Genomic DNA, 22,933 nt, shown 5'->3' with positions numbered 1-22,933 from the left:
GATAAACCCATGGTGGAATCCTTTCACGGTACAACAATCGTTTCCGTACGCCGGGGCGACTCTGTGGTCTTGGGTGGTGACGGCCAGGTCACTCTGGGAAACACCGTCATGAAAGGCAACGCCCGCAAGGTTCGGCGGCTTTACCACGGACGAGTCCTTGCAGGCTTTGCCGGCGCTACCGCGGATGCCTTTACCCTGTTCGAGCGCTTTGAGGGCCAACTGGAAAAGCAGCGAGGCAACCTGACCAAGGCGGCGGTGGAACTGGTGAAGGATTGGCGCACCGACCGCGCTTTGCGCCGCCTGGAGGCATTGCTAGCCGTGGCCGATGCAAAGGCCTCCCTGATCATTTCCGGCACGGGCGACGTGATCGAGCCTGAAAACGGCCTCATCGCAATCGGCTCCGGTGGCCCATTCGCGCAGTCCGCCGCCCGAGCGCTGTGGGAAAACACGGAGCTGGGCGCGCGCGAGATCGTGGAAAAGGCTCTTCACATCGCCGCTGACATCTGCATTTATACCAATCACAATCTGACCATCGAAGAATTAGGTTCCACGAGCGAAGACGTTGCTTGAACATGACCCAAATGACGCCCAGAGAAATCGTCCACGAGCTTGACAAGCACATAGTCGGTCAAGCAGCAGCCAAGCGCGCGGTGGCCATCGCCTTACGCAACCGTTGGCGGCGCGCCCGCGTGGATCAGTCCTTGCGTGACGAGATCACACCCAAGAACATACTCATGATCGGGCCCACCGGTGTGGGCAAGACGGAGATTGCGAGACGGCTGGCGCGCCTGGCGCAGGCTCCCTTCATCAAGGTGGAAGCGACGAAGTTCACCGAAGTGGGCTACGTCGGACGCGACGTGGAATCCATCATCCGTGACCTGGTGGATGCCGCGGTGAAGATGACACGCCAGGCGGAAATGGGAAAGGTGCAAGCACGCGCAGAAAAGGCAGCGGAAGAGGCGGTGCTCGATGTCTTGCTACCGGGCGCCGAAACCTGGTCCGCCGCAGATGCTTCAGGCGAATCGCCCACCCGGCAGAAGTTCCGCCAGAAGCTGCGCAGTGGCGAACTGGACGACAAGGAAATCGAGATCGAAGTCCAGGCTTCGCCCATGGGCGTCGAGATCATGGCGCCGCCCGGCATGGAGGAAATGAGCAGCCAGTTGCAGAGCCTGTTCCAGAACATAGGGTCAAACCGCCGCCGCATGCGCAAGTTGCGGGTAAAAGATGCTCTTAAGGTGCTGAGGGAGGAAGAGGCGGCAAAGATGGTCAATGAGGAGGATGTCAAACTGCGTGCCGTGGAAGCGGTGGAGCAAAATGGCATTGTTTTCATCGACGAGATCGACAAGATCTGCAAGCGCTCCGATTACGGCGGTCCCGATGTTTCCCGCGAGGGCGTGCAGCGCGATCTGCTGCCCTTGGTGGAAGGCAGTACGGTGAGCACGAAATACGGGATGATTCGCACCGATCACATCCTGTTCATCGCGTCGGGGGCTTTTCACTTGTCCAAGCCCTCAGACCTGATACCGGAGATGCAGGGACGGTTTCCCATCCGTGTGGAGCTTGATGCCTTGGCAGCCGAGGATTTTGTCCGCATCCTGACTGAACCTGATGCGTCGCTGACCGAGCAGTATGCGGCCTTGTTGGGCACGGAAGGGGTCGATGTGAAGTTCACGGATGAGGGGATTGCCCGCGTCGCTCAGATCAGCTTTGAAGTCAACGAGCGAACTGAAAACATCGGCGCGCGCCGCCTTCACACGGTGCTGGAGCGGCTTCTGGAAAACGTGTCCTATTCTGCTGCCGACTTCGACGGGCAGACCGTGACTGTCGATGCCGGCTTCGTCGACCAACAACTGGGCGAGTTGGCCCAGGATGAAGACCTGAGCCGGTACATACTATGAGCGAGAATTCAGGGCCTTTGCCCACCGAAATTACGCTTCATCAGGTGTCGCGGGTATTGGAAGTGTGCTTCGAGGATGGGGCGCGCTTCGAATTGCCATGCGAATTCTTGCGGGTCTATTCGCCATCGGCAGAAGTCCGCGGCCACGGGCCGGGGCAGGAGACCCTGCAGGTCGGCAAGGAAGAGGTGAGCATCACAGATATCCGGCCCGTCGGAAATTATGCCATTTGCCCGAGCTTCAGCGATGGCCATGCCAGCGGCATCTTTACCTGGGAGTTGCTGTACAATCTGGGCACCCATCAAAAGGAGTTGTGGGGGGAGTACCTCCGACGCCTGCGGGAGTCCGGTTACGAACGTAAGCCATAAGCGGGTGCCCCTGCTCAGGCGTTTTCGGGCTGGCGCATGGGGTTGCTTTTTCGGGATCGCCAGGGCGTAGCCGTTACATATCGGTTTCCCTGAGCAGGCAATAATCGAAGTATCTAAGACCCATAAAATCGAGATGACGGAAGATAGAACCCATTTCGGCTTCAGACAGGTTCCCGTGGGCGAGAAGTCCAAGTTGGTGAGGGAGGTTTTCGACTCTGTCGCCAACAAGTACGACCTGATGAATGACCTAATGTCTCTGGGAATTCATCGTATCTGGAAGCGTATTGCCATCCAGTTGAGCCATGTCCGCCGGGGCGAGAAGGTGCTCGACCTCGCGGGCGGCACGGGTGATATGACCGCGCTGTTCCAGAAGCGGGTCGGTCCGGAGGGCCGCGTGGTGCTGTCCGACATCAACGCGGCGATGTTGCAGCGCGGGCGCGACCGCCTGATCGACGAAGGCGTCGCAGGCAATGTGGTCTATGCGCAGATCGATGCGGAGAAACTGCCATTCCGTGACAATCAGTTCGACTGCGTCTGCATTGCGTTCGGGCTTCGCAACGTCACACAGAAGGAGCAGGCCTTGCGCTCTATCCACAGGGTGCTCAAGCCCGGTGGACGGGCCATCATCCTTGAGTTCTCCCAAGTTCAGGGCGAGCTCATGAAGAAGACCTATGACATCTATTCCTTCAAGGTCTTGCCGCTCCTGGGCAAGCTCATCGCCAACGATGCCGAAAGCTACCGCTACCTCGCCGAGTCGATCCGCATGCACCCCGATCAGGAAAAACTGAAGTCGATGATGCAGGACGCGGGGCTTGAACGCTGCGAATACTTCAACCTGACCCACGGCGTGGTGGCGGTTCACCGCGGCTACAAGTTCTAGCCATGGCGGGTTCCAGCCTGGGCTTGGCGTTGCTGCGGGAGCGGCTGGAGGCGGCCCTTCAGCGCTTTCTCGCCTTGGACGCCGATTCAGGGCGTTTGCTGCAGCCCCTGTGCGGCAAACTGGTTGCTGTGCGCGTGTCGCCGCTCACCGAAAGCCTCTATTTCTACCACTCCGAAAGCGGTGTGCAAATTCATGAGCGCAGCGAGCGCGAGGCGGACGTCACGCTGTCTGGCTCGCCCTGGGGTTTCGCCCTGGCCGGACTTGAGGAATCGAAGGACGCCGCGATATTCGGCGGGCATGTGCGCATCGATGGCGATCTCGATACGGCGCGCCGATTTGCTGGCGTGCTCGAAGCGTTGCGGATCGATTGGGAGGGCTTCTTGGTTCGTGGCTTGGGTCATGACCTCGGCGATCGACTCGTCACCGGCCTGCAGACGTGGCACCGCTGGGCCCTGGCGTCGGCGGCAACCCTGCGCATGGATGTCACGGAGTACCTGCAGGAAGAGGCTCGCTCATTGCCAGCGGCCGCAGAGGTGGAGGGATTCCTTCGCGATGTGGACACTCTGCGTGCCGACAGCGATCGCCTCGCGGCTCGTATTGAGCGCTTGAGCCTGCTATCGGCGGGGCACCCTTCGTCGTGATCCGTCCGGATAGTATCCGTCGCCTGTTGCATATCCAATGGGTGCTGCTTCATCACGGGCTGGACGATCTTATCCTCGCGACCCACCTTTTTCGTCCGGTTCGTTTTCTTCACTCCCTCACTCCGGGTTCCTGGAGACGCGTAAGACACGAACCGCGTGGCGTGCGTATCCGGCAGGCCCTGGAAGATCTGGGCCCCATCTTCGTCAAGTTCGGCCAGACCCTTTCCACACGGCGCGACCTGCTGCCAGAGGATGTAGCCGAGGAGTTGGTCAAGCTCCAGGACCGGGTTCCAGCGTTTTCCGGGGTGGAAGCGCGAAAAATCGTCGAGAAGAGCCTGGGACGCCCCATCGGCGAGATCTTTCGGGAATTCGAAGAAAGCCCTTTGGCTTCCGCTTCCATTGCTCAGGTGCACTGCGCGGTTCTGTTCAGCGGAGAATCGGTGGTGGTCAAGGTGCTGAGGCCGGGCGTGGAGAAGCGAATCCGTTCGGACTTGGGGCTGCTGTTCGAACTCGCGCGTCTAGCCCAGCGCTTCTGGCCCGAGGCGCGGCGTCTTCGGCCGGTGGAGGTGGTGGCCGAATTTGAAAAGACCATCCTAGATGAACTGGATCTTGTACGCGAAGCCGCCAATGCCTCTGAGATCCGCCGGCGCTTCGAGGATTCGCCGATAATCTACATCCCGAAGGTGTACTGGGACTACACGCGCACCGAAGTCATGGTGATGGAGCGCATCAACGGCATTCCCGTGGGTGATGTGGCGCGCCTGAAGCGCGAAGGCATCGATCTCAAATTGCTGGCCGAACGGGGCGTCGAGATTTTTTTCACCCAAGTTTTCCGCGACAATTTCTTCCACGCCGACATGCACCCCGGCAACATCTTCGTGGCGCCGGGAGCGCGCTACATCGCGGTGGATTTCGGCATCGTCGGCAGCATCTCGAAGGCCGACCAGCACTACGTGGCGGAAAACTTCCTGGCGTTTTTTCGCCGGGACTACCGCCGCGTGGCGGAAATGCACATCGAATCCGGGTGGGTTCCCGCAACGACCCGGGCGGAGGAATTCGAGTCGGCCATACGCAGCGTTTGCGAACCGATCTTCGAAAAGCCGCTCAAGGACATTTCCTACGGCCATCTGCTGCTGCGCCTGTTCCAAGTGGCGCGCCGTTTCGACATGGAGGTGCAGCCGCAACTGGTCTTGCTGCAAAAGACCCTGCTCAACATCGAGGGACTGGGACGCGACCTGTATCCGGAATTGGATTTGTGGAAGACGGCCAAGCCTTTCCTGGAAACCTGGTACAAGAACCGGGTCGGGCCGCAGGCGGTCCTGCGCAAGGTGCGCGAGCAACTGCCCGAATGGGCCCAGCAGTGGCCCGAGGTGCCCGCCATGATTCATGACGTGTTGCAGCGTGCGGCGGATGGACGGTTGGAGATGCGCGTGGACTCACGGGAGTTCGACCGCATGCGTGAGGAAATGCGGCGCAATCAGCGGCGAACGGTGGGCGGCATAGGCGGGGCTGCCTTGGTGCTGAGTTCGGCGCTGGTGCTGGTCAATGGCGGGCAGTTGCTGGGCGATGCGCATGCACTAGTCTTTGCTGCCGGCACTGTCGGCGGGCTCGGGGCTTTTCTTCTTCTTGCCTCGTGGCTTTGACTTGCGGGTAGCGCGTTTTTTTTCAGGCACTGCGCTTTCCGCAGGGTCCGGGATCTGTTGGGCAGGCCTCAGCTCCGCGTCGATCCCCAAGAGCGGCTCCGGATCGATTTCGCTCTCTTCAACGGGCAAGCCGGGAGTGGGCGCTTCGGCGGAGCTGTTGGCGGGCTCATGTGGCGTCGCCTCCGAGGTTCTCAGGCCCTCGAAAAGTGCTTCATCGGCGGCGATGGCATCGCCAGGCGTAGCCAGTAAGTCAGAAATGTCATCTTCCAGCGCTTTCCCCGGACCGTCCGGATCTTCGCTCCAACTGTCGGTGATTTCGGCGAAAGTTCCCGCAGCATCTTCGGCCGATTCCGAATCATCGATACTGGCGATCTTCGCGATGCCCTCGCCGTCTTCGCCCCATAAATCGCCGAGTAGGGTATCAACGGATTCAGCCAGATAGACCGGCTCGTCTGTGGGCGTCGTCATAGCGAAGGTGTCCGATTGCAATGGTTCGGTCTCGTCGCTGGCAGCGAACTCGGGCGTTTCAAGCTGAGGATCGGTTTCGGACAGGTAAGAGGCAAGGTCGACCTCGGCCTCCGGCTGTCCCCAAGGCTCGCTGAGCAGGGCATCCAGTTCCTGGTCTCTGGATGGCAGGGCTTGGCGCTCCAGGGCTGCAGGTTCTGCCTGCAGGTCGACGATTTCCTCGTAGTCGGGAGTGGTGGTCGGTTCATCATCTGCCTCGCCAGGCAGCGCGTCGTCGAGCAGCTCAGCTTCGGAATCGTTCACGCTTTCTTCCGCCTGCTCCAGATCGTCAGCCACAGCGTCAAGGAGCGGTGTCGGCATTGTCAGGTCTAACTCGTACGCCTTGTCTTCTTCCTCAGTGGCGACCGACGTAGTGTGGGGAATCTCACCCATCGCTGCTTCCAATTCCCTCAGGCTGGCCGCGATATCCGCATCGATCTCCTCCTGGGTCCTAGGTGACGGTTTCTCCATAACCGGCTCTTGCTCTGTGTCCGCTTGGTCACGCTCAAAGCTTGCCTGCAGAACATCCTCGAACACATCCAGGGGCGTATCATTAGCTTCTGGGCTTTCTTGAACGAGGTCCTCCTCCTGAGAATCGGTCAGGGTGGATTCGGCAAAGGGCAAATCCGGAACGAGGTCCTGGCTGGGGGGCGCCTCATCGGAATTAGGCTCTCCCGCGTCCAGCAAGCCGTGTGGTTCATCGAAATGCGATACTTCGTCCGCGTAGCTGAAACCCTCGGCATCGATATCTTCAACGTCCGGGTTCAGCAGGTCGGAGTCGGGCCCGGCGAGATGAGGGGCCGATTGCGCCGTTGGCGCATGGGAGGACACGGCATTCAACCAGGCCTCGAACTGCGCGTCGGCATAGCGGTAAAGTAGTTGGTCCAGTTGTTCCGGAAAGTCGTCAGCGCCTTGCAATTGTGGCAACAGCAGGGACTTCATGAAACTGCGCTCTTCAGCGACGACCTGGTCGGCAGCGGCTTGGGCGGCAGCGAGGGGAACGCCTAGTGCCGTGTGCAACAATCCCGATTTTTGGGACACCCGTGCAGCCTGTTCCTGCTGCATGCGATTCAGCAACGCCTCAAGGGCCGCATAGCGCTGCTTGTGGCGCCTTCTCGCCCGCCAAAAAGCGACGATGGCCCAGATCAGGACGATGGCTGCGATTTCCGCGAGCAGGGCCCAGGCCAGATTTGGGGTGTGCAGCAGGTTCATGTGGAGTCGCTTTCGGTGGCGTCTGCCGAGTCGTCGAGGAGTCCCGCGGCCAGCCGGAAACGTTCCAGCATTTGCTGCCGGCTCGCTTCCAATTCACCTTCGCCCTTTTCATGGAAAACGCGCGCATATTCGCCGGATACTTCTTCCAACTCGGTCAGCGCCGCTTGCAGGTCCTGCCGCAGCCTTTCGCTGGTCGCCGACATCTCTCCAAGTTGTGCCCGCATCAGTTCGCATTCCTGGCTGAGTTTCTCGACTTGCTGGCGCAAGGTTTCGTTTTCGCCGGAAAGGTTATGGTTCGGCCCTGCCGGCGCCTGATCCAGGGCCGACTGCCCGGCCTCTTTCGCGCGTGCCAGCATGGTTTTCAGCGCCTGGCAGTAAGGCTCGGAAAGTCCATGGACGTGCTCATCGAGCTGATCCAGGATTTCCGCGTCGCGCTTGACGAAGGCTTCGATCACACAGTGATAGAGCGCCTGCTCCCGTTTCCCGACCGCTTCAGCCAGGGCCTGCGCTTCGGTTTCGCTCCAATTGGCGCAGGGCGCCTGGTTCTTTGCAAGGCCCGCGGCATGCGGGTCGCGGTCGTGCGTGAGGCGTTCGACCAGAACGCTGGCATGCTGGTCCTCGCGGCGGTTGCGTAACAGCGCTCGTAGCGCAAGCACGACCAGGATGGCGAACATGGCGGCCAGCGATTCGGCGGCCAGTAGAGCGATGATGGTGGAGATCTCTATCATGGCGGGGGTGCGGCGGAGAATTTATCCAGCAGGAGCGCGATGGCGGCGTCCCGACGCTTTTTCAGAAGTCGCGCGATCCCGTACCCGCTCAGAATTAGGCCCAAGTTGACGGCAACCGCGATGGCGGCGGCGACCCCCCACTCCGGAGCGGGTGCGGCGGGTGCCTGAGGTGGCGGTGGGATTGGTTCCGGCGCCATTGCCGGAGGTTCCGGCTGCCTGCCGGTCAGGGTGATGGGCTTGAGAGGCACCGTGACCGGCGCTCCCTCGGGGGTTTTGCCTGAGGCCTGGATATTGACGATCCATTGGTCACCCGGGCCCGGCGTCGGCAGCTTGAGTTGCCAGGCGTCGTCCGTGTGCTCGGCGGTCAGTTCGCGGGTCTGCTGTGCTTGGTCGGTGACTGTGGCGTGGATTGCGAGGGAGTCGCTTGCAAGGCTTTGCGGATTTGGCGTCAGCAAAATCGTGGTGCCGGCGTGCTCTTCGCCCTCATCTGCGTGCTCCTCCACTTTAAGTAGGTCGGACATGACGCGAAAGTTCTGCCGGGCCTCGCGCTGGAATGTCTTGCCGTCGGCTTGGATGGTCAGGTTGTAATCACCAGGCAGCAACGGGTGTTCTTCCGGGGCGGCGAAAGCCCCTGGCTGGTCCGGCACCTGGGCCAGGGAGAGATCCTGGGGACCCATGGGGCCTTGCAGAATGGCTTTGACGACCAGCAGGCCGAGAAAGTCTTCCCGGCTGATGGGTTGATCCTTATCCTTGAAGACCACGCCAATCCTGGGTTGGTCGCCCGCTTGCAGGTAGCTTTCGATGCGCATGGGTTCCATGGCGAGGTCGGAAACCACCATCACCTGGTTGGCGGGATCCTGTTTCGCCTCGAGTTTCCACAAGCCGGGTTTGGGATCGGTGATGGTCACCAGATCGAAGCTGCCCTGGTGCAGCCAGCGCAGCTGCGGGTCCGTGCTGTCTTGGGTCAAAACCTGTCCGTCGGGGGCAATCAGCCGCGTTGGCGCCGCTCCTTCCTGCAGCAGCACCAGAAGGGTAAATTCATGCACGCCTGCGTCGAGGGTGAATCCATTGTCGTGAATGGGAACGCTGTCATGGGGAACGGATTGGTTGAACAACTGCAGGAATGACCGCTGCAGTTGTTCGGCATCCATCGCCACCACATTCCAGCCACCGCTGGCTAGGGTCAATTGCTGCAACAGGGCTTCGTCCGCCTGACTTGAAAGCGCGATGGTATAGACCTCGATACCCGCCTGCTGCAGCGCGGGCGTCAGGCGGTTCAGCAAGGCTTCACGCGATGCGGCGTTTTCTCCGGGGTTCTTCGATACGTCGACCATGCCATCCGTCAGCAGGATGAGGCGGCGGCGCGGACCCGGCTCGGCCGGTGGCAGCCAGCCCGCGGCGGCCTCACTCAGGGCAGCTTCGATGTTGGTGAAAGCACCTTTGGAGTGAATCCTGTTGGCCGCCTGGGTCGCCTGCTTTTTCCATTCAGGGTTGACGGGACCTGCCGGCACCAGTTCCTCGGGTTTGCTGTCGAACAGCCATACGCCGGCTTCGCTTCCATCTGGCAGGAGATTGACCAACAACTTGAGAGCCGGGACCCGCAGATTCTTCGGGTCCGTCTGCTTCATGCTGCCCGAGGTGTCGATCACGATGCGCACCGCATATCCGGGGGCCTCATGAGCTGCTGGTTGCGGGACGGACGCGGGGGCGGCCGTGGCTCCGTCAGGCGCCCGGTTTTCAGCGGCTTGGGGATGTTCGTGGGTGGCCGGAGCGCTGTCGGCAGCCCGGCCCTCGGTGGCTGCAGGTTGCTCGTGGGCGGCTTCCTCGTTGGCCGCTACCGGGTCCATTCCCAGGAGCGCCGCACATATCAGCAGTGCCTTGAGTGGCATGTCTCCATTCCAATAAGATGCTCTCGATCAATATAGTGCAAGATCGTGTGGCGTCGAGACGGGTGTTGGAGAGTCTGGTATCATCGCGTAATAATCGTCCTACGGATCTTGCCATGGCCAGTACTGAAACACCGGTTTGCGAATTCGGAAAGCCAGCGGTCGATTTCGACCTGCCAGGAGTCGACGGTCAGCGCTGGAACCTGGCGAAATGCCGTGGCGAAAACGGCCTACTGGTGATGTTCATCTGCAACCACTGTCCTTTCGTCAAGGCCGTTCAGGACCGCATCGTGCGCGACGTGCGCGAGCTTGCCGATTTCGGCATCAAGGCGGTTGCCATCATGTCCAACGACCCAACGGATTACCCTGAGGATTCCTTCGATAACATGAAGCGGGTATCCGAGACCCATGCCTACCCCTTCCCGTATCTCTACGACGAGACCCAGGAAATCGCCAAAGCTTACGGCGCGGTCTGTACTCCGGATTTCTTCGGCTTCAATGGGCAGTTGGAACTGCAGTACCGCGGGCGCCTGGATGCCAGCCGCAAGGAGACGGCTCCGCCCGACGTTCGCCGCGATCTGTTCGAGGCCATGAAGCAAGTGGCCCTGACTGGTCAGGGGCCCGCCGAGCAGATCCCGAGCATGGGCTGTTCCATCAAATGGCGGGGAGAATGATCCCCATGGCCCAGCGCCATGTCGGGAGACCAAGCGATAAGCAAGAATAACGACGGAAGGAGAATCACGATGGCTTTCAAGCGCATGATCGATCAGGAACTCAAAGGCAAGCGGGTGTTGATCCGCGCCGATCTGAACGTGCCGGTGAAAGAGGGCAAGGTGACCTCTGACGCCCGCATCACGGCGTCCATGGCGACTATCGAGCACTGCCTCAAGGCCGGCGCGAGGGTCATGGTTACGTCGCACCTGGGGCGTCCCACCGAGGGTGAATACTCGGAGGAAAATTCCCTCAAACCGGTGGCCGACAACATTGCAGGTCGCCTGGGTAAGCCGGTACGGCTGATTCGGGACTGGGTGGATGGCGGATTCGATGTCGCCGAGGGCGAGTTGGTGGTGTTGGAGAACTGCCGTTTCAACAAGGGTGAGAAGAAGAATATTGATGAGACGGCGCAAAAATATGCCGCGCTTTGCGATGTTTTCGTCATGGATGCATTTGGCACGGCGCACCGGGCCGAGGCCTCCACCCATGGCGTCGCCAAGTACGCGCCGGTTGCCTGTGCCGGCATTTTGCTGACCGAGGAACTGGAAGCCCTGGGCAAGGCTCTGGCCAGTCCGGCGCGGCCTTTGGTGGCTATCGTCGGCGGCAGCAAGGTATCCACCAAGTTGACGGTGCTCGAGTCGCTTTCCGAGAAGGTCGACCAACTGGTGGTTGGGGGCGGCATCGCCAATACCTTCCTCAAAGCCGTGGGAAAAAACGTGGGCAAGTCCTTGTGCGAAGATGACCTGGTTCCCACCGCCAAAACGCTGATGGAGAAAATGTCGGCACGCGGCGCCACTATCCCGATCGCGCAGGATGTGGTCGTGGGCAAGCAGTTCGACGCCAATGAACCGGCGGTGCTGAAAGACGCGGGCGCCGTGGACGATGACGACATGATTTTCGACATCGGTCCTAAGTCGGCGCAGGAACTGGCGGATGTGATCATGAAGGCCGGCACCGTGGTCTGGAACGGCCCTGTGGGCGTGTTCGAGTTCGACCAGTTCGGGGCGGGAACCAAGACAGTAGCCAATGCCATCGCCAAGACCTCGGCCTTTACCCTGGCGGGCGGCGGCGACACCATTGCCGCCATCCAGAAGTACGGCATCTACGACAAGGTTTCGTACATATCCACAGCAGGCGGTGCGTTTCTGGAATACCTGGAAGGCAAAGTGCTGCCGGCCGTCGCGATTTTGGAAGAGCGCGCCTAGTCCGTTTCGTCGCAATTAGGAAAGGGGCGCGAGGGATGGCGAGAGCCGCCCCTCGCGCCCTGTTTTTTTCTCAGTTTCCTGGGCATAGCTGTACACGGCGAGGGGATTGGGATAAAAAGCAACTAATATTGGTCTTTTACAACAGCTTTACATTTTTCTTTATTTGATGAGGAATCGCCGCATGGCACGAGTTACCGTCGAAGATTGTCTGGACAAGGTGGATAACCGCTTTCAACTGGTTCTGTTGGGTGCAAAGCGCGCGCGCCAGTTGAGCCGCCACCCTGACGACGCCAAGCTGCCCTGGAGCAATGACAAGCCCACGGTGCTGGCATTGCGCGAGATCGCGGCGGGCGAGATTACGCGCGAATACCTGAAGGAGGCCCCGCGTCAGGAGCGTTATCAGGTGGAACGGCCCACCTTCAGGATGCACGACGACATCGCCGACATGGAAGACGACGACCTCTAAGAATCAGAGATCGGAGCGTACCGTGGCAGTCAGTACGGGGGCAGGAATCAGGGCCGAAAGCGCAGCGGGACTGGTTCCCCATGCGCCCGATCGCTCCGCCCCGACCTCGGACAGTCCCGCGCTTGAGACCGCCGAGCAGCCTCAGGAGAAGCTCATCCGCCGGCTGTGCGCCACTTTGTCCGAGTATTTGGATGAGGCACAGGTGGGCGATGTGCGCCGCGCCTACGAACTGGCCAACCGTGCGCATGAAGGGCAGTTCCGCATCAGCGGCGAACCCTACGTGTGCCATCCCATCTCCGTGGCCATGATCCTAGCCGATATGCACATGGATGCCCGCGGCGTGATGGCGGGTCTGTTGCACGACGTGATCGAGGACACCTTCGTATCGAAGGAAGACCTTGCCAAGCAGTTTGGCGAGGAAGTGGCCAATCTCGTGGACGGCGTCAGCAAGCTGACCCAGTTGGATTGCAAGTCCCGTGCGGAGGCCCAGGCGCAGAATGTGCGCAAGATGGTCATGGCGATGGTAAAGGACCTGCGGGTGATCATGGTAAAGCTCGCCGACCGGCTCCATAACATGCGCACCCTGGGGGTTATGAGCGCGGAGCGGCGTCGCCGCATAGCCCGCGAGACCCTGGACATTTACGCCCCCATCGCCAACCGCCTGGGTATGAATGAGATGCGGCTGGCCCTTGAGGACCTGGGCTTTCACGCGCTTTACCCCATGCGGTATCGGGTGCTCGAGCATTCGGTCAAGAAGGCGCGTGGCAACCGCAAGGAAGTGGTGGCCACCATCGAGAGTACTATCAACAAGCGACTCGTCGAAAGCGGCATGACCGGGTGCCAGGTGCTGGGGCGGGAGAAGCACTTGTACAGCATCTACCAGAAGATGCGCGGGAAACGCCTGTCGTTCTCGGAAGTGTTCGACGTGTATGCGTTTCGCATCGTCACCGACGGCGTGGACGACTGTTACCGTTCCCTGGGGGCATCGCACAATCTGTACAAGCCGGTGCCGGGGCGCTTCAAGGACTATATTGCGGTACCCAAGGCCAACGGCTACCAATCCCTGCACACCACGCTGGTAGGCCCTTACGGACTGCCGCTGGAAATCCAGATTCGTACCCGCGCCATGCACCACATGGCCGAATGCGGCATCGCCGCTCACTGGCTGTACAAGTCGGAGGCGGATCAGGTATCCAGCTCGCAGACGCGGGCCCACGAGTGGCTGCGCGATCTGCTGGAGATCCAAAAGAACGCCGGCGATTCCCTGGAGTTCCTGGACAACCTCAAGGTCGACCTGTTCCAGCACGAAGTCTACGTGCTGACCCCCAAGGGCAAGATCATCAAGCTACCGCGCGGGGCCACCATCGTTGATTTCGCCTACACCGTGCACACCGACATCGGCAACGCCTGCGTCTCCGCACGCATCGACCGTGTGCTGGCGCCCTTGCAGACGGTGCTCGAAAACGGCCAGACGGTGGAGATCATCACTGCCCCCTGGGCCAGGCCCAATCCGCTGTGGCTGAATTATGTGGTCACCGCAAAAGCCCGCTCCGCGATTCGCAGTTACCTGCGCAACTTCAAGAAGCAGGAGGCCATCGCGCTGGGGCGGCGCCTCTTGGAGAAAGAACTCAGCGAGCGCGGCATGCGCCTCGAGGACATTCCGGCGGAACGGCTGGGAGAGTTGTTGGACTCGCTGGACGCGCCATCCCTCGAGATTCTGCTGGAGGACATCGGCCTCGGCAACCGCCTGCCATTCCTCGTGGTGCGGCTGTTGATGCACGAGGAGATCCAGGCCGAAGCGAAGGCGGCTGAAGGCGAGAGGAAGCCGGCACGCGCGCCTCTCATCATCAAGGGCAGCGAGGGCATGGTGGTGAGCTTGGCGAAATGCTGCCGTCCCATTCCTGGCGATCCCATTGTCGGCTTCTTCAATCCCGGCAAGGGCATCGTGGTTCATTTGAACGAGTGCAAGAACGTCAACGAACTGCGCAAAAAGCAGGTGAACTGGCTGGAAGTGGAATGGCACAAGCAGGTGGCTGGCGAATTTCCGGTTGAAGTTCGCCTTGAGCTGCTCAATAAACTGGGCACCCTGGCCAAGGTCGCCTCGACCATTTCCCGCATGCGCGCCAACATCGAAAACGTGCAGATCACCAACCAGGACAGCGAGGTCTCCACGGACATCATCACCTTGATGGTCAAGGACCGCGTGCACCTCGCCAACGTGATGCGGGAATTGCGCCGGCTGTCGGTGGTGCTGAAGATTTCCCGACTCAAGACAGAACTTCGAAAAAGCAGATTATGAGCAAGAGCATCATCCACACCGACCGCGCACCCAAAGCCATAGGCACCTATTCCCAGGCGGTCAAGGTCGGCGACACCGTCTATCTATCCGGCCAGATTCCCCTGGACCCTGCCACCATGACCCTGGTCGAAGGCGGAATGGATGTCCAGATCCGCCGTGTCTTCGACAACTTGAGCGCAGTGGCGGAGGCGGCGGGCGGCAGTTTGCAGGACATCGTCAAGCTCAACATCTTTCTCACGGATCTCGCGCACTTCCCCCTGGTCAACGAGATCATGGCCGGCTATTTCGCCGAGCCTTACCCGGCGCGGGCGGCTATCGGCGTGGCGTCGCTGCCACGCGGCGCCGGCGTCGAAATGGACGGTGTGATGGTTCTGGCGGGCTAGTCCGATCGCCGTTTTTTCATGGTGTCCGCCCCGGCCCTGGACGGCCAGCCGCTGGCGTGCCTGCGCGGCGCCGGCGGCAAGACCCAGGAACGGCTGGCGAGGCTGGGGATATACAGCGTCCATGATCTGCTATTTCACCTTCCTCTCCGCTACGAAGACCGCACCTCGCTGACCCCGATTGGCGCTTTGCGCCACGGCGTTCAAGCCCAGATCGAGGGCATGGTCGAACTGACCGATCTGGCGGCCAAGGGACGCCGCGCCCTCGTCTGCCGCATCAGCGACGGCAGTGGCGGCATCAATCTGCGCTTCTTTCATTTCAGTGCCGAGCAGCGTACGCGCCTGAAGGTTGGCACGCGGCTGCGCTGCTTTGGTGAGGCGCGCGAGGGCTATTACGGCCTGGAGATGGTGCACCCTGAATACCAGGTGCTCGATTCGCCGGAGGCGGCGCCTCTCAGCGCGAGCCTGACGCCCGTCTATCCGCTTACCGAAGGCTTGCACCAGAAGACCCTGCGCGGCCTCATCGGGCAGGCGTTGAACCTGCTTCATCTGGCCCCCGGCACGCTACCGGAGATGCTGCCCGAGGCTGTGCGCCAGCGACATCGCTTTCCTGTCCTGGCGGAAGCGCTGCGTATGCTGCATCTGCCCGAGCCCGGCGCCTCGCCACAGACCTTGCGCATAGCGCAGCAGCGACTGGCCTTCGAGGAACTGCTGGCCCATCATCTGAGCCTGAGCCGCTTCCGGACACAAGTCCGCTGTCATAGCGCGCCGCGCTTGACCTTGTCAAAAGCCGCCACCCATCACTTCGAGCAGGCCCTGCCGTTCGGACTCACGGGGGCGCAGCGGCGGGTGATTGCCGAGATCGCCGCCGATCTCCAGGGGCCACAGCCCATGATGCGTCTGGTTCAGGGCGATGTCGGCTCCGGCAAGACCGTCGTGGCTGCTCGGGCGGCCCTTACCGCGTTGTCAGCCAATTTCCAGGTGGCGGTGATGGCGCCAACGGAGCTGCTGGCCGAGCAGCATGTCCGTAGTTTTCGCCAGTGGCTGGAGCCTCTCGGGGCGCAAGTGGTGTTCCTGGCCGGACGCCTCAAGGGAGCCGCCCGGCGCGAGACGCTGAGAGTCATCGCGGAAGGGGAAGCCGGGGTCGTCTTGGGGACGCATGCCTTGTTCCAGGACGAGGTCCGCTTCCAAAGGCTGGGTCTGGTCATCATCGACGAGCAGCACCGCTTTGGTGTGCATCAGCGCTTGGCCTTACGAGAAAAAGGCAGGCATGACGGTCTCACCCCGCATCAGCTGATCATGACGGCGACGCCCATACCCCGGACCCTTGCCATGCTGGGTTATGCGGATCTCGACATTTCCGTGATCGACGAACTGCCTCCCGGCCGCACCCCCGTCAAGACCGCCGTCATTCCCGCCACCCGCAGGCCCGAGGTGATCGCCCGTATCGTCGATTGGGTAGCGCAAGGACGGCAGGCCTATTGGGTCTGCACCCTGATCGAGGAATCGGAGACGCTGCAGTGCGAGGCGGCGGAGAAGACTGCCGCGTTGTTACGCGAAGCGCTGCCTGAGGTTCGCGTCGGCCTGATTCACGGGCGCATGAAGTCTGCGGAGAAGGATGTGGTCATGGCGGCTTTCAAGGCAGCCGAGGTTGACTTGCTGGTGGCGACGACGGTGATCGAGGTCGGTGTGGACGTGCCCAATGCCGGCCTGATGGTCATAGAGAACCCCGAGCGGCTGGGCCTGGCGCAGCTGCATCAGCTGCGCGGACGGGTAGGGCGCGGGCCTGGTGAAAGTCATTGCCTGCTAATGTATCAGCCGCCCCTGACAGACACGGCCAAGCAGCGCTTGGGCATTTTACGTGAGACCGCCGACGGCTTCCTGATCGCGGAAAGAGACCTGCAATTGCGAGGGCCTGGCGAACTGCTCGGGGTCCGACAAACAGGCCAGGTGCAATTCAAGGTGGCCGATCTCGCTCGCGATGAAGCGCTGCTCGATGCGGTAAAGGCTGCGGCTGATGCGCTGCTGCGAAACCACCCGGAGCGGGTTGGGCCGCTCTTGCGGCGCTGGCTCGGTGATGCCGGCCGCTACGCCGAAGTCTAAACACCTCCTTGTGTGCGCGTTCACTCAGGCAGTTGATTTCTACTGCACGTCTCCCTGATTTCCATCCGCGGGCGCTTTGTATCCACGTCCCCCCCTGAACCGCCCTCAAACACCTTATGCGGTGCTTGCCGCCTTCAACAGCAGGGCTTCTCGACGCGCCTGAATTCGAAGCCATGCTTTCCTGGCATTCCGCTCTCATCAAGCCACAAGTGGCCGACTGCACGGATTTGCCAGACTGAAATTATCTGATACTAAAGTTTCATATTAATTGCGAGTTTGTGCGGAAAAATAGCAGTTCTGAGACATAGTCTGATTGACCATTCAAGGTTTGCTGCTAATTTTACTGACTCATAGCGAAAGCGGTGTCTTTCCCTATGGGGTTACCCGGACGCCGGGTTGTTCTGAAAGGTGATGCAAGTACCGTCGCGGCTAGCTGCAGCCGCGCGCGGTAAAAGTGTTCAATAAAGAAAAATAATAATGGACCGAGATATCTCGCGACTGGCTTTCACGAAAAACCAGAAAGAAAGCAAGCAAGCCGGCCTCAGCAGCTTCGGTGCGTTCGTCATCCATTCGTCGTAAAGGCTTGGATGATCGGGCGGCCGGATTTTCAATTGGTTTCGAATCACTCCAAGGTCGTGCCGCCGCGGTGGGCCCCGAGGCTTGCTGCAGTTGTAGATCGATGATCAACGCGCCTTTTTGGCCGGAAAGGGTTCCGTTATTCAAGGACGGGGCCGGATCTCCGGCAATGGCCGTTCGGGCATTGCAGTTCAACCAGTCATGAGGAGACAATCCAATGATACGGGAACGAAAACTAAAGCGGCCTTGGTTGTTGCTGATGTTAACAGCCCTCGCTTTGTTCGACGCTTCGGCGCAGGCAGGCGGGCTGGATATCAAAAGCGCGAGTTGGAGCGCCACCTACAAGCGCTTGACCATTTCCGGTGAGGCAGATGATCGCGCCACGGTTACGCTATTTTCCGTGGCAACCGGGCGGCAAATTGCCAACGTGACTGCTAGCAGCGGAGGCGACTGGCGAGTAACCATCAATCAGCCGGCCACGGTTCCCTGCCGGGTACGTGCTGTTTCGAATGGCGATACGGACGAAAGCAGGGTATCCAATGCGCCGTCCAATTGTGATAGCGCGCCCGCCAACCAGTTACCGACAGCCAGTGCGGGTCCAGATCAGGTGCTGATGCTGGCCAACGAGATGGGAACGGTCTCGGTGAGCCTGGATGGATCGGGCTCCAGCGACCCGGATGGCAGCATTGCGACCTACACCTGGACCGGCACCCCGGACCCTGCCGACGTCGTAAATCCGACCTTGAACCTTTCGGCAGGGCAGTACGTTTTCTCGCTGGTCGTGACCGACGATAAAGGCGGCCGCAGTTCAGCGGACACGGTGCGAATCAGCGTCAACGCACCACCTCCGCCCAGTCCTTCACCGACTCCGACCCCAACGCCCTCGCCTACGGCTACGCCAGAGCCCACCGCGACCCCACTTCCGTCGAGTACTCCACAGCCCACGGCAAGTCCCAGCCCCAGTCCGTCACCGACAGCAAGCCCGAGCCCGAGTCCATCGCCGACACCTGCCGCGGTTTCCTGCAGTCCGGTGCCCACGGATGGCAAGACGGCCCATGCGGAATGCATCCAGAATTACACGGGGCCTGAAGTCTGCGTCACCTGTCACGAGAAGCAGGCGCGGGACATGCACGGTTCTGTGCATTATCAGCAGGGTGGAGCGTTCCCGAATGTGACCAACATACCGGCCAACTTTGCCAGGGCCGGAAAGCATCCAGCGAAAGCCGCGGGGGAACTGGTAGCTGACGGCCTCAACACCTATTGCGGCAGCCCAACCACATCGCCACGTTTTACCTGCGCCAACTGCCATGTGGGCAATGGTCGATTCCCGATGGCGCAGTCGGAATTCGAGAAATTGCCGCTGGGCTCCGAAGAGGCCCATAAGCAGCTGTCGAACGTGGATTGTATGACGTGTCACCAGGAGGTCTACAAGCGCTTCCCCAATCCGGCGGCCGGTTACTTCGAAAACATGGTCTTGGAGAACGTGGTCGAAGATCAGAACGGCATTCTTTCGGCTGCATTGACTGGGCAGGTTACCCGGGTCGGTCTGAAGGGAATCCCCGTGCTTGATCAGGTGACCAAGGACTTCCAGTTCGTTCCGGCAGACCCGACCAATCCGGAACTCGCCGGCATGCCCACGGCAAAGATGCCCATCACGGCCCTTGAGGCCGCTCGCACCGTGCATCCGACCACACGTAAGTCCTGTCTGAGCTGCCACGCTGGAGCAGCGGGAGCAAACGGCGCCAAGCGCGGCGATCTGTCTACCGCCCTCATCAGCCCTCCGGTCGAGATGGATGTGCACATGAGTCCAGCCGGCGCCAATCAGACCTGCTCCACCTGTCATAACGCGCCCGGGGACAAGGGCGAAGGGCATCGCGTCAGGGGCCGCGGCTTGGACTTGCGCGCCAACGACGTTAGCGCCCGTTTCACCTGCGACAGTGCGGGGTGTCACAGCAATCGCCCACATGGCGATTACAGCGCAACGACCGGTTCCAGCCGGGACAAGCATGCCATGAAGGTGGCCTGTCAAACCTGCCACATTCCCACCTATGCGAAGGTGGTCAACGGCGTTGGCATCGCGACGGAAATCCTGCGTGACTGGCAAACACCACAAGTTTCGCAGACGGCCTGCAATGGGCGTGGCGGATGGCTGCCCAAGGTGGAAGAGGGCAGCAATCTGGTGCCGACCTATGAATGGTTCGATGGCACCAGCCGCGTGTACTACATCGGTGAGGTCTTGCATGGAGGGCCGGCTGGCGATGTGCCGACCAAGGTTCTGCCCTCGGCGGTGGCGACCAGCCTCGGAACGACCAGTGCCGCCTACGTCCTGGGCGCGCCCAACGGCGGAGTTGCCAGTAGCGCGGCCAAGCTCTATCCGATGAAGGAGCATTGGGGCAAGCTTGCCCGCCACAAGGCGACCGATACCCTCGTTGCACACTCGACCTTCGAGTTCTTCCGAACGGGGGACTTCGATACGGCCGTCCGCAACGGTATGGCGAACACGCCCGGTATGGCGTCCACCGACGACTACGAGGTGGTGCCGGTGCATACCTACCAGACCATCAATCACGGTGTGGACAGTTCATCGAGCGCTCTGGCCTGTGGCGCCTGCCACTCGGCCTTGACCGGCGGTCCGGTGCGGATGGATCTTAAGGGTAAGCTGGGATATGGTCTGCGCACGGGAGCCAGCGCGGTGCAGGGGACTCGACAGGCAACCCTCGATGGCACATTCAACACGGTGTGCCGTCAATGCCACAGCGTGGAGAGCAGCGGGCGCACATTCACGTCCGTTCATAGCCGTCATGTGCAGGATAAGCGCAAGGACTGCGCCGCCTGCCATAACTTCAGCCGGCCGGAGCGCGGCTTGAGTCTATCGAGCGGCTAGCACGGGCCGCCGGTTCCGCGGGGTTCGGGCACGCTGTGTCGGACCCCGCTTCCGCAATACGGCGCGTTCCGCTGTGCCGCTGGCATTAAGGATGCGTCACTTGAAAGCTGGAGCGGGCAACGTCCTGACTGTTGCCCGCTCCAATCCGATGTTCCACCACATAGGTTCCGGCCTTCATGCTGGCAGGCAGTTCCAGTTCGGTACGGGTGGAATGGCTGCCCGACTTGAGCGGCATCGACGCCTCACCCTGCTTTCCTATCCGGCGCCCATTGTGGATCAGGGACCAGGTCGCTGTGACTTGGCGTTCCCGCTCGCCCTGCGGTAGTTCAAGCACGAAATCGGTTTCAAATTCGATGGTTTGGCCAGGCGAGGCAACGGGCAGGCTGACGCTGGCGCCACGGATGGCGACTTGCGCCGCAGCAGTCGGCGCGTTTTGCGGTGGGGGAACCGCCACCGGCTCCACCGGCGCGGGCGCCTCCCTGAGTGCGGCATTCAATTCGCCCTGAAGGGCGGAAACTTCTTCCGAATCCGGCGTCAGGGCGGCGGCCTTGCCAATGTAGTAATTCGCCTTGTCCCAATGATGCCGCTGCAGGGCGGTTCTTGCACGCTTGATGTATGTCTGAAGTTCGCGTTTGGCGCCCCGAGACAGTTCTCCGCTGGGAGGCGGGGGAACCTCCGCTGGCTGTCGTTGCAGCGCGTCGGCCAGTTCCTGCCGCAGGGCCGGGAGTTCCTCATACTGGGGCATGAAAGCGGCAATCTTGTTGATGTCTGCTCCGGCCTTCTGCCACTGCTTGCGCGCGATCGCTCGGCGCGCAACACTGGCCAGATGCTGGGCCTGTGCCGCTGCGCCAGTCGGTTTCGGTGACTCCTGCGGCTGGACCGGCGAGCTCTCCAGCATATGGGCATGCAGTTCCTTGCGCGCAGCAGCGAGTTTGTCCAGGCCCGGAAGTACCGAACCTGCCTGATCCAGGTAGCCCTGCGCCTTGCTCCAGTCGCGCCTTCGGGAGGCCTCCTGCGCTTTCGCGATCAGTTCGTTGGCGATCCGGTTCAGGCCTTCGCGAGCTTCCGCATGCCCTGGATTCAACGCCAGAACGGCCCTGAACTTGGCGAGGGCATTGTCGTCGGCAGGGCTCAGTTGACGTCCCGCATCCATGTCGTCGCGGGCCGCTGACAACAGGGCAAGCACCTTGTCCGCCAGCAAATCGTCCTGTGCCGCGCGCGGCGAGGGCGACGCAGTCGTGCGCTCGGGCTCCTTGCGGATGTCGGAACTTGGCGCGGGAGTGGCCGCCGCCGCAGCTACCGGAGGCAGGGATGGAATTGCGGCGGCTTCCGCTGGCGGTTTCTGTGCCGCCGATTCGACCGATGGGGCTTCATCCTCGCGGTTGAGCAAGGCGCGCCCGGCGAGCAGCAGCAAAACGACCGCCAGAAGTCCGCCCGCCACCAGAAGCGTACGTGATCCCTCTTCTTCACTCCGGCTGCGCCGGGGCCGCCGACCTGCGGCGGCGAATCCGGGGTCGGAATCGGCGCGCAGTCGCACACTCTCCATGCCGCCGATCGGCGATGAGCCGAATTCGCGGCGCCAGGCCGCGATGGTCTTGGGGCGTTCGTCACGGTCCAGCCTGAGGCCACTGTCGATGGTGCGCAGCAGGCTTTCGCTGTAACGCTGTCCGCCCATCTGCAGGCACGGCATCAGCGGGTCGCGTGATTCGCTGAGCATGCTGCGGCTTCGTTCCAGGGCATCGGGTGGGGTCACGCCGGTGACCGCACGGTAAAGCACGGCCGCAAGCCCATAAATATCCGCGGCGGGACCGATCTGATCCTTCTTGCCAAAGTAGATTTCAGGCGCCGAAAAACCGGGGGATGCATGCAGCGAGTGGGTGAGTTCCGAGACCATGCGTCGGGTGCCGCCAAAGTCCAGCATGACCGGGCTGCCATCCGGCCTTACCATGATGTGCGTCGGCGTCAGGTCGCCGTGTATATGCCCAATGTCATGCAGACGTTCCAGCGCGCTGAGCAAGGGCATCAGCAGATGCAGGAGTTCGCCTTCCTCCAGGGTGCGTCGACGCTGCAGTATGGACTCCAGCGTTTCGCCCTCCTCGAAGCTCATCACCATGTAGGCCGTGTTGTGCGCCACGAAAACGTTGATGATGCTGGGGACATTGGGGTGGTCCAATTTAGCCAGAACCCGCGCTTCGTCCAGGAAGGCCTCGACCCCGATGTGGTACGAGTCCTCATCGTGAGTGTCCGAGGGTTGCACGAAAACGCCACTCTCGCGGGCCGCCAAGCTTACCGGGAGGTATTCCTTGATGGCGACGGTGCGTTCCAGGTTGCAGTCGTGGGCCTGGTAGGTGACGCCGATATTTCCTCGCCCCAGCACGCGGCCGATCTCATACCAGTTTTGAAGCCGGTAGCCGGGCGTGAGGGGGATGGGTTGACGAATGTTTTGCATGGGCGCGGGTATGGCGTCCTGACGAGCCTAATCGGTCAGAATTCGTTCCACTATAACCAGTCGGGTTGCGATAGTGAACCATCATCGTCGGCCGGACCGG

The 22,933-nt window shown here is 61.3% G+C and carries 18 protein-coding genes; 13 read left to right on the top strand and 5 right to left on the bottom strand.

The window, feature by feature from the left end; all coding sequences use genetic code 11:
- Positions 1–9 precede the first annotated feature (9 nt).
- From hslV to ubiB, 6 genes are all read left to right on the top strand, one after another.
- Positions 10–570, top strand: coding sequence for an ATP-dependent protease subunit HslV (gene hslV, locus EK23_RS14755; protein ID WP_200892166.1), 561 nt, complete (start codon positions 10–12; stop codon positions 568–570).
- Between the two features lie 2 nt (positions 571–572).
- Positions 573–1,898, top strand: a complete 1,326-nt coding sequence (gene hslU / locus EK23_RS14750; protein WP_045226147.1) for an ATP-dependent protease ATPase subunit HslU — start codon at positions 573–575, stop codon at positions 1,896–1,898.
- Complete coding sequence (locus EK23_RS14745; protein ID WP_045226146.1) at positions 1,895–2,263, top strand: gamma-butyrobetaine hydroxylase family protein; 369 nt, start codon at positions 1,895–1,897, stop codon at positions 2,261–2,263. Before hslU ends, EK23_RS14745 begins: the two co-directional genes overlap by 4 nt.
- A gap of 133 nt (positions 2,264–2,396) precedes the next feature.
- Positions 2,397–3,143 (top strand): bifunctional demethylmenaquinone methyltransferase/2-methoxy-6-polyprenyl-1,4-benzoquinol methylase UbiE, encoded by a 747-nt coding sequence (ubiE, locus tag EK23_RS14740; RefSeq protein ID WP_045226145.1) that lies wholly within the window; start codon positions 2,397–2,399, stop codon positions 3,141–3,143.
- A gap of 2 nt (positions 3,144–3,145) precedes the next feature.
- Positions 3,146–3,784, top strand: coding sequence for a ubiquinone biosynthesis accessory factor UbiJ (locus EK23_RS14735; protein ID WP_045226144.1), 639 nt, complete (start codon positions 3,146–3,148; stop codon positions 3,782–3,784).
- On the top strand, positions 3,781–5,427 hold the full coding sequence (gene ubiB, locus EK23_RS14730; RefSeq protein ID WP_045226143.1) for a ubiquinone biosynthesis regulatory protein kinase UbiB: 1,647 nt from the start codon (positions 3,781–3,783) through the stop codon (positions 5,425–5,427). Before EK23_RS14735 ends, ubiB begins: the two co-directional genes overlap by 4 nt.
- Here the strand turns inward: ubiB and EK23_RS14725 are convergent.
- From EK23_RS14725 to EK23_RS21885, 3 genes are all read right to left on the bottom strand, one after another.
- The gene (locus EK23_RS14725) at positions 5,362–6,996 is read right to left on the bottom strand and encodes a hypothetical protein (RefSeq protein WP_145998675.1); all 1,635 of its coding nucleotides are present in this window, start codon (positions 6,994–6,996) and stop codon (positions 5,362–5,364) included. The genes ubiB and EK23_RS14725 overlap by 66 nt on opposite strands.
- Before the next feature lie 143 nt (positions 6,997–7,139).
- Complete coding sequence (locus EK23_RS14720; protein WP_045226141.1) at positions 7,140–7,871, bottom strand: hypothetical protein; 732 nt, start codon at positions 7,869–7,871, stop codon at positions 7,140–7,142.
- Complete coding sequence (locus EK23_RS21885; RefSeq protein WP_052808204.1) at positions 7,868–9,760, bottom strand: vWA domain-containing protein; 1,893 nt, start codon at positions 9,758–9,760, stop codon at positions 7,868–7,870. Before EK23_RS21885 ends, EK23_RS14720 begins: the two co-directional genes overlap by 4 nt.
- Positions 9,761–9,873: 113 nt before the next feature.
- On the opposite strand from EK23_RS21885, the gene EK23_RS14710 reads away from it, so the two are divergent.
- The 6 genes from EK23_RS14710 to recG all read left to right on the top strand — a co-directional run bounded on the left by EK23_RS14710 (position 9,874) and on the right by recG (position 16,924).
- Positions 9,874–10,431, top strand: a complete 558-nt coding sequence (locus EK23_RS14710) for a thioredoxin family protein (protein ID WP_045226140.1) — start codon at positions 9,874–9,876, stop codon at positions 10,429–10,431.
- Positions 10,432–10,500: 69 nt separating this feature from the next.
- A complete protein-coding gene (locus tag EK23_RS14705; RefSeq protein WP_045226139.1) occupies positions 10,501–11,676 on the top strand; it encodes a phosphoglycerate kinase in 1,176 nt (391 codons plus the stop codon).
- A gap of 181 nt (positions 11,677–11,857) precedes the next feature.
- Positions 11,858–12,142 (top strand): DNA-directed RNA polymerase subunit omega, encoded by a 285-nt coding sequence (rpoZ, locus tag EK23_RS14700; protein ID WP_045226138.1) that lies wholly within the window; start codon positions 11,858–11,860, stop codon positions 12,140–12,142.
- Between the two features lie 154 nt (positions 12,143–12,296).
- On the top strand, positions 12,297–14,441 hold the full coding sequence (locus EK23_RS14695; RefSeq protein WP_045226196.1) for a RelA/SpoT family protein: 2,145 nt from the start codon (positions 12,297–12,299) through the stop codon (positions 14,439–14,441).
- Complete coding sequence (locus tag EK23_RS14690) at positions 14,438–14,824, top strand: RidA family protein (RefSeq protein WP_045226137.1); 387 nt, start codon at positions 14,438–14,440, stop codon at positions 14,822–14,824. Before EK23_RS14695 ends, EK23_RS14690 begins: the two co-directional genes overlap by 4 nt.
- A gap of 18 nt (positions 14,825–14,842) precedes the next feature.
- Positions 14,843–16,924, top strand: a complete 2,082-nt coding sequence (gene recG / locus EK23_RS14685) for an ATP-dependent DNA helicase RecG (protein WP_045226136.1) — start codon at positions 14,843–14,845, stop codon at positions 16,922–16,924.
- Between the two features lie 429 nt (positions 16,925–17,353).
- On the opposite strand, the gene EK23_RS23685 is transcribed toward recG, so the two are convergent.
- Positions 17,354–17,647, bottom strand: coding sequence for a hypothetical protein (locus EK23_RS23685; protein WP_158002518.1), 294 nt, complete (start codon positions 17,645–17,647; stop codon positions 17,354–17,356).
- A 112-nt stretch (positions 17,648–17,759) separates the two neighbouring features.
- Between EK23_RS23685 and EK23_RS14680 the strand changes: the two genes are divergently transcribed.
- The gene (locus EK23_RS14680) at positions 17,760–20,384 is read left to right on the top strand and encodes a PKD domain-containing protein (protein WP_158002517.1); all 2,625 of its coding nucleotides are present in this window, start codon (positions 17,760–17,762) and stop codon (positions 20,382–20,384) included.
- 85 nt (positions 20,385–20,469) lie between these two features.
- On the opposite strand, the gene EK23_RS14675 is transcribed toward EK23_RS14680, so the two are convergent.
- A complete protein-coding gene (locus EK23_RS14675; protein ID WP_045226134.1) occupies positions 20,470–22,833 on the bottom strand; it encodes a serine/threonine protein kinase in 2,364 nt (787 codons plus the stop codon).
- Positions 22,834–22,933 lie beyond the last annotated feature (100 nt).

It is taken from the genome of Methyloterricola oryzae (assembly GCF_000934725.1).
Lineage (GTDB): Bacteria > Pseudomonadota > Gammaproteobacteria > Methylococcales > Methylococcaceae > Methyloterricola > Methyloterricola oryzae.
The sequence above is the reverse complement of the archived record's forward strand: the minus strand, read 5'-3'. Positions and strand labels throughout refer to the sequence as shown.

Excerpts from the sequence above, each read along its gene's own strand:
- hslV (WP_200892166.1), top strand. The coding sequence starts at position 10 with ATGGTGGAATCCTTTCACGGTACAACAATCGTTTCCGTACGCCGGGGC.
- hslU (WP_045226147.1), top strand. The coding sequence starts at position 573 with ATGACCCAAATGACGCCCAGAGAAATCGTCCACGAGCTTGACAAGCAC.
- EK23_RS14745 (WP_045226146.1), top strand. The coding sequence starts at position 1,895 with ATGAGCGAGAATTCAGGGCCTTTGCCCACCGAAATTACGCTTCATCAG.
- ubiE (WP_045226145.1), top strand. The coding sequence starts at position 2,397 with ATGACGGAAGATAGAACCCATTTCGGCTTCAGACAGGTTCCCGTGGGC.
- EK23_RS14735 (WP_045226144.1), top strand. The coding sequence starts at position 3,146 with ATGGCGGGTTCCAGCCTGGGCTTGGCGTTGCTGCGGGAGCGGCTGGAG.
- EK23_RS14725 (WP_145998675.1), bottom strand. The coding sequence starts at position 6,996 with ATGCAGCAGGAACAGGCTGCACGGGTGTCCCAAAAATCGGGATTGTTG.
- EK23_RS14720 (WP_045226141.1), bottom strand. The coding sequence starts at position 7,871 with ATGATAGAGATCTCCACCATCATCGCTCTACTGGCCGCCGAATCGCTG.
- EK23_RS21885 (WP_052808204.1), bottom strand. The coding sequence starts at position 9,760 with ATGCCACTCAAGGCACTGCTGATATGTGCGGCGCTCCTGGGAATGGAC.
- EK23_RS14710 (WP_045226140.1), top strand. The coding sequence starts at position 9,874 with ATGGCCAGTACTGAAACACCGGTTTGCGAATTCGGAAAGCCAGCGGTC.
- EK23_RS14705 (WP_045226139.1), top strand. The coding sequence starts at position 10,501 with ATGGCTTTCAAGCGCATGATCGATCAGGAACTCAAAGGCAAGCGGGTG.
- rpoZ (WP_045226138.1), top strand. The coding sequence starts at position 11,858 with ATGGCACGAGTTACCGTCGAAGATTGTCTGGACAAGGTGGATAACCGC.
- EK23_RS14690 (WP_045226137.1), top strand. The coding sequence starts at position 14,438 with ATGAGCAAGAGCATCATCCACACCGACCGCGCACCCAAAGCCATAGGC.
- recG (WP_045226136.1), top strand. The coding sequence starts at position 14,843 with ATGGTGTCCGCCCCGGCCCTGGACGGCCAGCCGCTGGCGTGCCTGCGC.
- EK23_RS14680 (WP_158002517.1), top strand. The coding sequence starts at position 17,760 with ATGTTAACAGCCCTCGCTTTGTTCGACGCTTCGGCGCAGGCAGGCGGG.
- EK23_RS14675 (WP_045226134.1), bottom strand. The coding sequence starts at position 22,833 with ATGCAAAACATTCGTCAACCCATCCCCCTCACGCCCGGCTACCGGCTT.